The organism is Paenibacillus violae, assembly GCF_032461945.1.
Classification (GTDB): Bacteria; Bacillota; Bacilli; order Paenibacillales; family NBRC-103111; genus Paenibacillus_E; species Paenibacillus_E violae.
In genome coordinates, this window is sequence record NZ_JAWCUD010000002.1 from 520,337 (window position 1) to 533,765 (window position 13,429).

At 44.6% G+C, this 13,429-nt stretch carries 12 protein-coding genes; all 12 read right to left on the minus strand.

The window, feature by feature from the left end; genetic code table 11:
- Positions 1 to 25: 25 nt before the first annotated feature.
- The 12 genes from RQP52_RS09315 to dapG all read right to left on the minus strand — a co-directional run bounded on the left by RQP52_RS09315 (position 26) and on the right by dapG (position 13,420).
- The gene (locus RQP52_RS09315) at positions 26 to 859 is read right to left on the minus strand and encodes a hypothetical protein (RefSeq protein WP_315951023.1); all 834 of its coding nucleotides are present in this window, start codon (positions 857 to 859) and stop codon (positions 26 to 28) included.
- A gap of 110 nt (positions 860 to 969) precedes the next feature.
- Positions 970 to 1,221: a DUF3243 domain-containing protein gene (locus tag RQP52_RS09320; RefSeq protein WP_127450964.1), complete on the minus strand. Its 252-nt coding sequence runs from the start codon at positions 1,219 to 1,221 to the stop codon at positions 970 to 972.
- A gap of 93 nt (positions 1,222 to 1,314) precedes the next feature.
- On the minus strand, positions 1,315 to 2,070 hold the full coding sequence (gene ymfI / locus RQP52_RS09325; RefSeq protein WP_315951024.1) for an elongation factor P 5-aminopentanone reductase: 756 nt from the start codon (positions 2,068 to 2,070) through the stop codon (positions 1,315 to 1,317).
- A complete protein-coding gene (yfmH, locus tag RQP52_RS09330) occupies positions 2,067 to 3,356 on the minus strand; it encodes an EF-P 5-aminopentanol modification-associated protein YfmH (RefSeq protein ID WP_315951025.1) in 1,290 nt (429 codons plus the stop codon). Before yfmH ends, ymfI begins: the two co-directional genes overlap by 4 nt.
- 3 nt (positions 3,357 to 3,359) lie before the next feature.
- The gene (yfmF, locus tag RQP52_RS09335; protein WP_315951026.1) at positions 3,360 to 4,640 is read right to left on the minus strand and encodes an EF-P 5-aminopentanol modification-associated protein YfmF; all 1,281 of its coding nucleotides are present in this window, start codon (positions 4,638 to 4,640) and stop codon (positions 3,360 to 3,362) included.
- A 99-nt stretch (positions 4,641 to 4,739) separates the two neighbouring features.
- Positions 4,740 to 5,549, minus strand: a complete 810-nt coding sequence (gene sleB / locus RQP52_RS09340) for a spore cortex-lytic enzyme (RefSeq protein ID WP_315951027.1) — start codon at positions 5,547 to 5,549, stop codon at positions 4,740 to 4,742.
- Positions 5,550 to 5,688: 139 nt separating this feature from the next.
- Positions 5,689 to 8,253 carry a DNA translocase FtsK gene (locus tag RQP52_RS09345; protein WP_315951028.1) on the minus strand — a complete coding sequence of 855 codons (2,565 nt, stop codon included), beginning with the start codon at positions 8,251 to 8,253 and terminating at the stop codon, positions 5,689 to 5,691.
- 64 nt (positions 8,254 to 8,317) lie between these two features.
- The gene (locus RQP52_RS09350; RefSeq protein WP_315951029.1) at positions 8,318 to 8,554 is read right to left on the minus strand and encodes a YlzJ-like family protein; all 237 of its coding nucleotides are present in this window, start codon (positions 8,552 to 8,554) and stop codon (positions 8,318 to 8,320) included.
- The gene (locus RQP52_RS09355; protein WP_379171920.1) at positions 8,551 to 9,291 is read right to left on the minus strand and encodes a ClpP family protease; all 741 of its coding nucleotides are present in this window, start codon (positions 9,289 to 9,291) and stop codon (positions 8,551 to 8,553) included. Before RQP52_RS09355 ends, RQP52_RS09350 begins: the two co-directional genes overlap by 4 nt.
- Positions 9,292 to 9,468: 177 nt before the next feature.
- Positions 9,469 to 11,145: a ribonuclease J gene (locus tag RQP52_RS09360; protein WP_127450978.1), complete on the minus strand. Its 1,677-nt coding sequence runs from the start codon at positions 11,143 to 11,145 to the stop codon at positions 9,469 to 9,471.
- Between the two features lie 168 nt (positions 11,146 to 11,313).
- Complete coding sequence (gene dapA / locus RQP52_RS09365) at positions 11,314 to 12,177, minus strand: 4-hydroxy-tetrahydrodipicolinate synthase (RefSeq protein ID WP_315951031.1); 864 nt, start codon at positions 12,175 to 12,177, stop codon at positions 11,314 to 11,316.
- A gap of 25 nt (positions 12,178 to 12,202) precedes the next feature.
- Positions 12,203 to 13,420 (minus strand): aspartate kinase, encoded by a 1,218-nt coding sequence (gene dapG / locus RQP52_RS09370; RefSeq protein ID WP_315951032.1) that lies wholly within the window; start codon positions 13,418 to 13,420, stop codon positions 12,203 to 12,205.
- Between the last annotated feature and the right edge of the window lie 9 nt (positions 13,421 to 13,429).

Genomic DNA, 13,429 nt, shown 5'->3' on the forward strand with positions numbered 1-13,429 from the left:
TTTCCTTCTGTAAAGAAGCACGAATTTATTTCATTTTGAGTTCAGTAAGCTCTTTTTCATTATAATTTAAAGCGCCTTTCTGCCATGACTTACTTGTCATTACAAGAAGCCGGTCATCGAGAATTTGCGGCCAGTTAAGCTCAGCTGATAATGAATTAGAAACATCTATGACAGATGTTCCCAGCGTTTTTGCTTTTTGCAGCTGCGCTTCTGTCGCGGGAGAATAGAAAATAATCCAAGCAGCATAGTGCTGTCTCGTTTGGAAAGCTAGCTGCTGAAACCATTGTTCATTATTATCAAGCAAAACAATGTGGTCCGCTTCTTCCGAAGGTGCCCATGCGGAAGGAATCGGGCGATCGCTTCTCGTTACCCATTCCACCGTAACATTCTGAGCCATGAGATTTTGAATCCACTGATTCTTCAAGTTTTCAATCTGTTGAGAATCAATTTGCAATAACGCAGCTTGCTCAATGGCTGTGCTCGCACTCCCGTTTACATCCAACTGACTCTGTAATAATGTCCATTTACCCGGATTTAACCCCTGCTGAATCACCCCATTGGCCGAAGGAAACAAATCGTTGCCGATAACATATATGTAATCGTACGAGCTTGCTTTCAATTTCGTGAGCACACGATCATCCACTGCACTCAAATCGTTAATCCAATCATAGGCGATAAAATTGGCGTCTCTCCACTTTTGAAGCGCACTCCCAATGGAGTCCTTAGCGGTTTGAGATAAATTAACGCTAGAAAGCATCAAGACAGATAATTTCTTATCCAATAACTCCTGTTTGATAACTGGAATACCTCGATTTCCACAGCCTGCAACAATAAAAGATAAGAGCAAAATCATAAGCATAGAACGTTTGATAATCATAAAATTCGATTCCTTTCTACCTAAGAAAGCGTGCAAAAGCCTCCGAAAGAGGAGGCTTTCACATAGTACCCTATTGAATTGTAAAACGGTTATTAACCTTTGTCTACTAATTTTACCATGAGGCGGGCAAGCGTACGTTTATCCTGCTCATCCCCGGCATCCCATAGCTCTTTGAGCACACGTTCCTGCTCATTTTCCGGATCAACTTTATCAGCTAGGAATTCACCAATTTGAAAAGCGAGCTTTGAGATGGTTTCATCACTCATCCCCGCATGTCCAGCTTGACTAACCCGTTCAGCCAGAAACTCTTTCCACTTGTCAAATACTTTAAGTACTGTAGCCATTGTAAGAAGCCTCCTTTGAGTTATGAGAGATGGTCATTACATAAGTAATATTCGCTTCTCCCACTAGAATTATGCGCGCTTCTTACAATGACATTAAGTTAACCATCCACCATTAGGGCTTATAATTTGACCCGTGATATAGCCGGATTCAGGCAAGGCCAAGAAATAAACGAGCGAAGCCACCTCATAAGGCATTGCAAAGCGGCCGACCGGAATTTCGCTGGCAATCGCATCCCGCTCCTCAGTTTGAAACCCGGACATCATATCCGTTTCAACAGCCCCTGGAGCAACGGCATTCACTGTTACGCCGGATGGAGCAAGTTCTTTAGCTAATGCCTTAGTGAACGCATTCAGCCCACCTTTTGCCGTGGAATACACCACTTCACAAGATGCCCCTGAGATACCCCAAATCGAGGATACATTAATGATTCGACCATACTTTTGGGAAATCATCGCTTGCATAAAGGTTTGCGAACAAAGAAATGCTCCCTTTAAATTAACGTCCATGACAGAATCCCATTCTTCTTCGCTTACATCTGACAACAGCCCGTAATGAGCAATACCAGCATTATTCACGATGATATCAGGAACCATATCTTTTTGCTCCAGCTTTTCCTTCATCAAAAGAATTTGTTCTCGGGATTTGACATCTGCAGATACGGTGAGTACCTTCGCGCCATGCTTCATGCAAGTTCTGGCAACTTCATTCGCCGCTTCATGAGAATCGCGGTAGTGGATGACCACTTTCATCCCTACCGCGGCGAAGCGCTCAGCAATCGCTGCTCCAATCCCCCGGCTGGCACCCGTAATGAGAACCGTTTGCTCACTAAATGGCTTGGAAAAGGTCACGACTTCTCACGACTTTGAACAATGGAAATAGCAAGCTTACTCCAATCAAAATGCTCTCTGAAGCGTCGATTAACATCCTGAAGCGTAATTTGCTCATAAACAGGCAAAATGTCAAACAAATCAATGCCTTTAAAACGGTATTTCGTAAACTCATTCGCAATCGATTCCGGGGAATTCATCATCCGTAAGAAATTGCCGATTTTTTTCTTGCGGCTGCGTTCAAAGGTAACCTCATCAAGCCCAGGGCTTTTCCTTTTTTCGACTTCTTCACGGATACGGGCAATAAGCTGATCAGGATCTTTGGTGTCTCCGCCAAGGATAGAGAAGGCATATCCATCGCTGCAATTATATTCATGTCCGAAATTATCAGAGATAAGCTGTTCATCATAAAGCGCTTGATAAATATCCGAGCTTGAGCTGAACAAGACGTCCAGCATTAATTTCGTTGTCAGTTCTCTGACTAGCAAATCCTTGCCATTCACAGCCGGCGCTTGCTCCTTGAAGCCAATTAAACACTTCGGCATCGATACTGGAAGCAAGGTAACTCTGCGTGCTTCCTTCACCTCTACTGGCTCTTCCGGGAAAAATCGTTTGATTTCTCCTTGCGGTGGAAATGTTTTGGCAGCTTGGTTCTCCTTCACAAGTTTAATTACTTCTTCCGCATTCACCCCACCTACAACAAACAAGCTCATATTGCTCGGATGGTAGAAGGTATTGTAGCACTCATACAAAGTCTCCTTTGTAATTTTGGAAATCGAAGCTACGGTCCCCGCGATATCAATATGAATGGGATGCTTGGCATATAAGGATTCAATTAAACCGTAATAGCTTCTCCAGTCAGCATTATCTTCGTACATTTTAATCTCTTGACCGATAATCCCTTTTTCTTTTTCCACATTTTCATCTGTAAAATAAGGATTTTGCACGAAATTAATTAATGTCGTTAAATTGGTTAAATAATTGTCCGTTGACGAGAACAAATACGCGGTCCGGTCAAAACTTGTGAAAGCGTTCGCTGATGCCCCGTTCGAAGCAAAAGTTGCGAAAATATCACCCTCGGGCTCCTCAAACATTTTGTGCTCCAGGAAATGGGCAATACCGTCCGGAACTTGAACAGCCGCTTTCCCTTCAACTTGAAAATCGTTATCGATAGAACCATACTGCGTCGTGAACGTCGCATAGGTTTTCTGGAAACCTTCTTTGGGCAGAACAAACACATGAAGCCCATTATCGAGCACTTCGTGATAAATCGTTTCACCCAGGTGTGGATAAGGAATAACTTTCATGGCCTACTCTCCCTCCCGATCCCGTAAAAAATAAATCGTATCCAGTTGAACTCGCTTAGCAGCATCAGCAATCGCCGGAACGTCGATTTGTTCCACGGACTCGATTAACCCCGCTACTGTGCGCTCTTTACCCGACAAGATCGCATTAAAATCAAAAGAAATTAATTCAAAAGCGGAATCCTGGATTTCTCGAAGCTGATTCGCAATCATAGCCCGCGTCTGGCTTAGTTCAATATCATTGATATCTCCCTGCTCCATCGCCGTTAGCTGCTTGCGGATAATATCAACCGCTTTCTCATAATTGGCCATTTCAATACCTGATTGGATCGTTAATATGCCTTTGTGTCCATCAAATCGAGAAGAAGCATAATAAGCTAAACTTGCTTTCTCACGGACGTTAATAAACAGCTTGGAATGCGGATATCCGCCTAGGACCCCATTATACATAAGAGCTACAGGATAGAGCTCATCCCCATAGGAAATATTCGTGCGCAGTCCCATGTTGAGTTTACCTTGATTAACGTCTAATCGCTCGACAACCGTTTTCACTTCACCTGAAGCGCCCCGCGGAGCCGAGGTCACGTAACCAACATCTTGATTGCGATCAATTTTGAACGCGGAAGAGACAATTCCTTCAACTTCAGCGAGCGTTGTGTTACCTACCACATAAATATCTATCGGCTGTGATTGAAGCCACTGTCTATACTGTTCGTAAAGCTGCTCGGAATTAATACGGTCAAGATCCGCTATTTTACCCAATGGGTGAAGACGATACGGATCGTCACTGCACATTTCTTCGATGCAGCGCTCAGCGGCATAGCGGATTTTATCATTAATAACGGATTCAATACGCTTCTGAAGCGTTTGCTTCTCGGAATCTACATATTTGGTGCGAAAATGATTACCTTCCAGAGCAGGTCGTGTAAGCGTTTCTCCAACAAAATCAAGCCCTTGTTTCAAGAGTGATTGCGCAGACTTTACGAAACGGTCATTAATGATATCCATCCGCAACTGCACAATTTGATAATCGCCTCTTTTGTAAATATCAAATCCAAAACCTGCACCGTACAGATCATCCAAATACTCTCGAAATTGCTTCGTTTCCGGCCGTAATTCTGTTCCTCTGCGTAATACAAAAGGAGTAAGGGCGGTATTCGTGACCGTATCTTCATCTAAGGGACGGCCTATGTACACGGAAATAGCAAACGTTTTGAACCGATCTGTCGGCAGCACATGCAAACGAATATGATTCAATGTACTGCGCTCAAATTGTATATGCTTCAAAGGTCTGTCTCCCTTCTAAGATCGTAATAGTTCCATTATATTCCTATACGAAGAGGAGAAGCAACCAATGCCGGTTCCTTCTCCCTGTCCATTTCAAAATTATTTACAAAAAATATGCTTGCCAATATTCTTAACTTGTGGTCGGCTCCAAATCCACTTGGATGTTGCTGTTTCCGGGTTAAAATAATAGATACACCCGCCTGTAGGATCCCAGCCGCTTAATGCATCTTTAACCGCTTTTTTCGTCGACTCGCTAGGTGTAAGCCAAATTTGGCCATCTGCTACAGCGGTAAACGCACCTGGTTGAAAGATAACACCCGAAACCGTGTTAGGAAAGCTCGGGTTTTTGACGCGGTTCAAAATGACTGCGGCTACTGCTACTTGTCCAACATACGGCTCGCCGCGTGCTTCACCATTCACAGCATTCGCCATCAAGTTAATATCCTGCTCCGAGAGGCCAAGGTTATTAGATGGAGTAAGATTAGCCGGCTTTTGGTCCGAAGCAGCATTCTCTGTACCACCAGCAGTTCCGCCGCCACCTCCACCACCACCGCCTGTGTTACCTCCAGTCGCTGGTGCAGTTGGTTTCCAATTCTTCGTAGCTTCCCATAGTTTAAGTTTTGTTTTTGGCCCTACAATTCCATCTACGGTCATCCCAAATTCGCCTTGGAAACGTTTCACAGCCGTTAATGTCTTATACCCATAATCACCGTCTATATTGCCGCCATAAAAACCGATGAATTTCAAACGTCCTTGCAGCTCATTGACGTCTGCACCCGTAGCTCCATAACGTATCTCATTTTTGCTGAACGTTTCTTCCGCCGGCGGGTTGAACTTTCCTTTCAATTGGAAGGCAACAACCAATACGAAAACAATGCAAAAGGTTACTACAATTAATCGTTTATTCATTCCCCTTCTCAACCTCACTTTTCAAATAAGAGCCTTTTCTTACTTTTCTTAGCTTATTATGAGAAAGGGGGTCTTGGTTTATGCAAACAAAAACACTCTCCAGAAAGAGAGTGTCCAAGTAATCATCTTACATCTGTTATCAACTAATTCGATTGTGTTGGTATTGCTCGATTGACATTAGCACTTCACGTGGTTTGCTTCCCTCATAAGGGCCGACAACGCCTTTGGCTTCCATGGCGTCTACAAGCCTAGCTGCGCGTGTATAGCCAACTCTCATGCGTCTTTGAAGTAAGGAAACGGAGGCTTGTTTCGCTTCCAAAACGATTTGAACGGCTTGATCATACAGCTCGTCCTCGAATTCATTTTGTTGTTCCGGCATTTCTTCAACTTGCGGTACCAATTCTTCTTGGTAATTGGCTTGTTCTTGTGTACGTACAAAAGTTACGACATGTTCGACCTCTTGGTCAGATAAAAAGGCTCCCTGTACACGTACCGGCTTGGATGCTCCAACAGGCAAATAAAGCATATCGCCTCGGCCTAGCAGCTTCTCGGCACCAACCATATCCAAAATGGTCCGTGAATCGACTTGGGAAGAAACACCAAATGCAATACGCGAAGGGATATTGGCTTTGATAACCCCCGTGATGACATCAACGGAAGGCCTTTGCGTAGCAATAATCAAATGAATACCTGCTGCACGAGCCATCTGAGCTAATCGGCAGATCGAATCTTCTACGTCATTAGCTGCGACCATCATTAAATCCGCCAACTCGTCTACAATGACAACGTAGTAAGGCAGTGGAGCCGCTGTGCCGCTTTCAGTCAGCATAGCATTGTAGCCTTCAATATTTCGCGTTCCACTCTTCGAGAATAACTCGTAGCGTTTCTCCATCTCAACAACGATTTTCTTAAGAGCCAAAGATGCTCTTCGTGGATCTGTTACAACCGGCGCCAGAAGATGCGGTATTCCATTGTAGACATTTAACTCAACCATCTTGGGGTCGATCATCAAAAACTTGACTTCATTCGGTTTAGCTTTGTACAAGATACTCGTAATGATCCCGTTGATACATACGGATTTACCTGAACCTGTAGCACCGGCTACTAGTAAGTGGGGCATTCTAGCCAAATTCCCGACGATAGGTTGTCCGGAAATATCCCTCCCGAGTACAACAGACAAGCGAGAACTCGATTCTTGAAATGCTGATGTTTCCATCACTTCTCGCATCGTTACAACGGAAACCTCTAGATTTGGAACCTCAATCCCAATTGCGGATTTACCCGGAATCGGAGCTTCCATCCGAATATCCTTAGCGGCAAGCGCTAACGCAATGTCGTCCGTTAAGGAAACAATTCGACTTACCTTCACCCCGACATCGGGTTGAATCTCATACCGTGTAACAGCAGGTCCCCTGACGACCTCGAGCACTTTGGCACGCACACCGAAGCTTTCCAAGGTGGCTTCCAGCTTCCGGGCATTCGCTTTGTAGTCCGACATCTCACTGCCTTTGCCGACAGCCGGCTTCGCCAGCAGATCGAGTGCAGGCATCTCATAAGGACGGGTTTGAACGGCCGGTACATGATCTTGAAACTCTAAAGTAACAGGCTCATCTTCCGCAGTTGCATCACTAACTGAAGCTGGTTTTGTCTTAGGTATCGCCGTTATTGATGCAGCCGAAACAGGTTTAGCCGATTGTTGGGCTTCTTGAAACACTTGTTCCTGAAAATCGCGAATGATCGGTGTGACAGGCTGATCTTCCGATGGAATCTCGGCAGCAGATGGCACTTCATTCGATTTGTAAACCACTTCTTCGGAAGCTTCCGTTTCTTCTGCATTATGTACAAATTCATCTTCATTCTCATCACTTGCCGCTGCAGTTGCTTTCTTGCGGCCTTCTTTAATAGGACGCAGCAGCTCCATGATAAGCGGTGATTTCTTCCGTTTCACAGGCTGGAATACTTCTTCATCGAACTCATCGTCAACAGGGACATAAGCCTGCCTCTTTACTTTCTTGTCATTGGCTCCAGAGGCCGTGGCCGTGGCAACTTGCGCGGGTTGTCGCCCTTCTCGATCCTGCAGCCATTCTTTCATTCTGTCTTTGAAATTTTGTCCGACATTGCTGAACCGTCCGCGGATTACGTTGCCGATATCCACATAAGAGATGCCGGTAGCCAGAATAAAGCCTATGACAAATAAGGCGTACTGAATTAATCTTGCACCTAAGTAGTCAAATAAAAAGTACAAGATACTGTACAGCATAGCGCCAATCATGCCGCCGCCTATCCCGTGCTCAAGCGCAGCCTTGCCTGCTTCCGTCGGATGCAGCCCCTCCAACATGGCGTTCCATGTCGACGAAATGATTTTGCCTGACGTAAATCCGCCATCCGGGTACAATTGAGCAAATAAATCAATGTGATTTTTTATCAAAAGTCCAAGAATAAACAGCAAAATGCCTGCTTTCTTAGGCGTCACCATCTGTGGCCAGGCTCGTTTGATCATGGCATATAAGGCCACATATATGAAAATGAGAGGCACTAACGAATACCACGTTCCAACAAAAAAGCGGAAAAGGTAAATCAATGAGTTTCCGACATGTCCTTGATGGGCAAGTGCAATGACGGAAAAAATCAAAATGAGAATCCCGTACAATTCGAATAACAAGCTAGTTTTTAAAGCCTTACCCTTCTTCTTGCGTTTCGCCACGCTTGTCACCCCCAAGTCCACATTATACCATATTTGGCTTGAGGGATGATACAGGAACAACGCTTTATGTGAGTGAAGTCTCCATAATTGGACTATAAGAAATTATAGTTCCAGGAGCATATTGCTGTTTTAAATAGTCCTGCGGGTTACAGCTGTACAGTCTGACAATACGCGCTTGAAAGCCGCTAATTGGCTCAATCTGCATCATGATTCCGCCTTGCTCAATATCCATGAACTTGGGCTCATACGTATCCGCCCCTTCAAAAATCACATCCATAGGCACGACCGAATAGTGAATCATTGTACCATGCCACCGCCCATAGCTGCCTTTTTCGACTCAATACGCTTGTTAAGCTCCCGAATGGCATCACCGATTCCGCCGACCTGGTTGATTAAGCCGTATTTCACAGCATCCTCGCCAATGACCGTTGTGCCGATATCTCTGGTTAACTCCCCCGTCTTAAACATCAACTCTTTAAACTTTTGTTCCGTTATATTGGAATGTTTCGTTACGAATCGAACGACGCGTTCTTGCATTTTATCCAGATACTCAAAAGTTTGCGGGACACCGATAATTAAGCCATTTAATCTGATTGGATGAATCGTCATCGTCGCAGTCTCCGCAATAATGGAGTAATCTGCTGAAACCGCTATTGGAACACCGATGCTGTGCCCTCCCCCTAGAACTAAAGCGATTGAAGGCTTCGAGAGGGTCGACACCATCTCTGCTATCGCTAACCCCGCTTCAACATCTCCACCCACTGTATTTAAAATAATCATGACGCCTTCAATCTTTGGATTCTGCTCCGCGGCGACCAATTGTGGGATGAGGTGCTCGTATTTCGTTGTTTTGTTCTGCGGCGGGAGCACGATATGGCCTTCCACCTGGCCAATGATCGTAAGACAAAAAATGTTCGACTCACCCGAAATCGTATTGGTTTGGCCTAATTGCTGAATATTTTCGAGAACAGGATTTTTCTTCCCTTCCTCTGTCACTGGTTCCTGCTGCTTCGTCGGTTCTGTAGATGATGCCACAATAAGTCCCCCTTCATGTTTGACTAACAATCCTTACAGACTTGGATCATAATCTCCCATAGTATGAATATTCTTGGTACCTTTCATGCATCATTTTTTGTTTTGGGCCGACTGAAAAAAGCTCCCTCCAGTGACGGAGAGAGCTTTGCTATTTGCATAGGTTCAAGTGACTGTTCGAGCCTAGACTTCCATGATAATTGGAAGGATCATTGGTCTTCTTCTGGTTTGTTCATATAAAAAGCGTCCGAGAACATCTTTTACATTAGTTTTTAAAGATGCCCATTCATTTACATTTTCGTTCATTAACTTCGTTAATGTATTGGTAACGATTCGATTGGCTTCTTCCAAGAGGCCCTCTGATTCACGTACATACACGAATCCACGAGAAATGATATCCGGTCCGGATAAAATTTTGCCATCTTGTTTACTGAGAGTAACAACGACTACAAGAATACCGTCCTGAGACAGTAACTTACGGTCACGCAACACAATGTTGCCTACATCTCCGACGCCCAGTCCATCAATCAGAATGTTGCCGCTTTGAACTTTGGAACCTTTGCGTGCAACTCCATTTTGAATTTCTACCGTGTCACCGATATCACACATAAAAATATCTTCTTTCGCCATACCTACAGACTCAGCAAGGAGTCCATGCTGACGGAGCATGCGATATTCACCGTGGATTGGAATAAAGTATTTCGGCTTCATTAAATTGAGCATAAGCTTCAATTCTTCTTGACTGCCGTGACCTGATACGTGTACACCGGTCACTGAACCTGGTCCGTAAATCACATTAGCACCGATACGGAACAATTCATCTACGGTACGACCTACATCACGTTCATTTCCTGGAATCGGCGTAGCTGCAATAATGACCGTATCACCTGGTAAAATATCAACTTTACGGTGGGTGGAACGTGCCATTCTTGTAAGTGCAGACATCGGCTCGCCTTGGCTTCCTGTGGAAAGAATGACAACACGGTCAGCAGCAAGCTTGTTCACTTCTTCTGGCTCAATCAACATGCCGTCCGGAATGTTCAAGTAACCTAATTCGCTTGCAATCGATACCACATTAACCATGCTTCGACCAATAACGGTAACTTTACGATTCGTTGCAGCCGCTGCATCAAACACCTGTTGTACACGATGAATGTTAGATGCAAAAGTTGCAATAACCACTCTCTGTTTAGCTTTACGGAACACTTCTTCAATCTCAATACCTACACTGCGCTCCGAGCCTGTGTAACCAGGTCGTTCTGCATTGGTACTGTCAGAAAGCAAGGCAAGAACGCCTTTCTTCCCGATCTCTGCCATGCGGTGCAAATCGGCATATTGATCATTCACAGGAGTTTGATCAAATTTGAAATCTCCTGTATGCACAACCACACCTTCCGGTGTATCCAGAGCGACACCTACAGAATCAGGGATACTGTGATTAGTTTTGAAGAATGTTGCAGTAATAGTGCCTAAAGAAAGTACGGAATCCGCGTTAATAAGGATCCGGTTTGTTGTACCGAGCAAGTTCGCTTCCTTCAGCTTCGCCTCAATGAGACCCATTGTAAGTTTAGTCGCATACAGTGGAACATTAAGGTGCTTAAGCACGTAAGGTAAGCCGCCGATATGATCTTCATGGCCGTGAGTAATGATAATGCCGCGTACTTTATCCCGATTCTCCGTTAAGTATCCGATATCTGGAATGACAATATCAATTCCGAGCATGTCCTGCTCAGGAAATTTCAAACCACTATCAATGACGATGATATCGTTCGCATACTGAACGCAATACATATTTTTTCCGATTTCGCCCACGCCGCCAAGAGCGAAGATCAAAAGTTTATCAATATTTTTTTTGGACAAGAATATACCTCCTTCTAAGATTGGACGACGAATTTTAGATGAAAAACCGAACTAGTCACTTGCAACCATTATACATGAAAAAAAACAACAAATACAAGTTAATACCGATTACAATAGCTTCCCCAAAAAAAGAAAACCGATGCCGGAGCACCGATTCATTAGGCGTTATCATACAAAAAGTGATTGGATGAATTGTCCTTCTTGCTCGGATACGCGAACTAACGGAAGTCTCACGCCCCCTGTTTGGATACCTTTCAGTGCAAGAGCATGCTTGATTGGAGCAGGACTCGGAACACGGAAAATGCCAATAAACACAGGGTGCAGCTTACGATGAAGCTCTGCCGCTTGCTGAATGTTACCTTCTAAATAATACTTTACCATAGATTGCATTTCTTTTCCAATCACATGGCTCGCAACACTAATAATTCCATGACAACCTACGGATAATGCTGGCAGGGCATTGCTGTCATCCCCGCTGTATACTAGAAAACCAGGGGCTGCATCGTTAAGAATACGGGTTAATTGATCCGTGTTCGCACAATCCTTGGTTGCCACAATATTCGAAATGTGGGAAAGACGAATGGTTGTCTCTGCATCCAAATTGACACCTGTACGACCCGGTACATTATAAAGCATGATACTGACGTTAACGGATTCAGCAACTGCTTTAAAATGCTGGTACAACCCCTCTTGCGACGGGCGGTTATAGTAAGGTGCTACGATGAGCAAAGCATCGACTCCGAGTTTCTCAACTTTTTGTGAGAAATGGATGGTGTGTGCCGTGTCATTGCTTCCAGTGCCTGCAATGATCTTGCAACGACCTCGGGCATAACGAACGGATAGCTCGATCAGCTTCAGCTTCTCCTCGTCGGTTAATGTAGGCGCCTCACCAGTGGTCCCACAAATTACGAGGCTATCAGACTGCTGCTCTTCGATCAAATAATTGATTAGCGGTTCTACTTGGTCCCAGTTGACTTGTAATTGCTCGTCAAACGGAGTGACCATGGCTGTGATTACTCTTCCAAAATCCACCGTTTGCACCTCCTGAATCTCATATTCATTTATTTAAACCAAATTTATGATGTAATGCTTTAACCGATTTAATCATATCTTCACCTTGAACAAGCACCCATATCGTCGTATTCGAATCGGCTGATTGCAAGATCCGTATGTCTTCTACCGTTAAAGCCTCTACAATTTGCGCCATAATTCCCGGCACACCGTTCATCCCCCCGCCGATCACAGATACCTTGGCACATCCACTTAAAGCATGGGGTTCGTAACCATGGCTTCTGAGCAGCTTAACTGCACGTTCGGCTTCATGGTCGAAAACGGTATAAACAACTGCCGATGGATTCACACTGATAAAATCAACACTGATTTGGTTCTGCGCCATCGTTTTGAACACACGAAGCTGCAGATCAAATTGCCCCTCAACGGCAGCCACATAGATTTGCGTAATGTTCGTAAAATGGGCAATCCCCGTAACAAATCGGTCTTTTACTTGATTCAAGTCATGCGGGATACTGTCTGAAGCTGTAACCAAAGTGCCTAATTCCTTCGTGAACGTGGATCGCACCCGGATCGGAATATTAGCGTGCATAGCGACTTCTACGGCACGCGGATGAATCACTTTGGCGCCATTGTGCGCCATATTGCAAATTTCGGCAAAACTGACTCGAATGAGCGGTTTAGCGTCCTCCACAATTCTTGGATCCGCTGTCATTATCCCATTCACGTCAGTGAAAATATCAACAATCTCGGCTTTCAGTGCTGCTCCTAACGCAGTCGCTGATGTATCACTACCTCCGCGTCCCAGCGTAGTCAGCTCATCCTCGCTTGTTTTACCTTGAAAACCAGTAACAATAACGACCATATCTTGTTCCAGTAACTCTAGAATACGGTTAGGCTGCATAGCAACAATCTTAGCGTTACCATGATCGTCATTTGTTAAAATACCAGCTTGCCCACCTGTCAAAACTGTTGAGCGTATGCCTCTAGACTGCAATAAACTGCACAAATGTACCGCAGAAATTAACTCTCCGCAGCCCATTAGCATATCGAGTTCCCGCGCCGGCAGCCCCTCTCCGTTCTTACGAACAAGATCTAAGAGCGTGTCAGTCGCATAGGGTTCCCCTTTACGTCCCATCGCAGAAACAACAACGACTAATTTGTATTCATCGATTAGTGCATCTTGAATATGTCCAATAACATGTTCTCTAGCCTGTGCGGTGGAAAGCGAGGTACCTCCGAATTTCTGTACAAGGATTCGCATGAGTTTCCC

Excerpts from the sequence above, each read along its gene's own strand:
- RQP52_RS09315 (WP_315951023.1), bottom strand. The coding sequence starts at position 859 with ATGCTTATGATTTTGCTCTTATCTTTTATTGTTGCAGGCTGTGGAAAT.
- RQP52_RS09320 (WP_127450964.1), bottom strand. The coding sequence starts at position 1,221 with ATGGCTACAGTACTTAAAGTATTTGACAAGTGGAAAGAGTTTCTGGCT.
- yfmH (WP_315951025.1), bottom strand. The coding sequence starts at position 3,356 with ATGAAAGTTATTCCTTATCCACACCTGGGTGAAACGATTTATCACGAA.
- sleB (WP_315951027.1), bottom strand. The coding sequence starts at position 5,549 with ATGAATAAACGATTAATTGTAGTAACCTTTTGCATTGTTTTCGTATTG.
- RQP52_RS09350 (WP_315951029.1), bottom strand. The coding sequence starts at position 8,554 with ATGATTCACTATTCGGTCGTGCCTATGGATGTGATTTTTGAAGGGGCG.
- dapG (WP_315951032.1), bottom strand. The coding sequence starts at position 13,420 with ATGCGAATCCTTGTACAGAAATTCGGAGGTACCTCGCTTTCCACCGCA.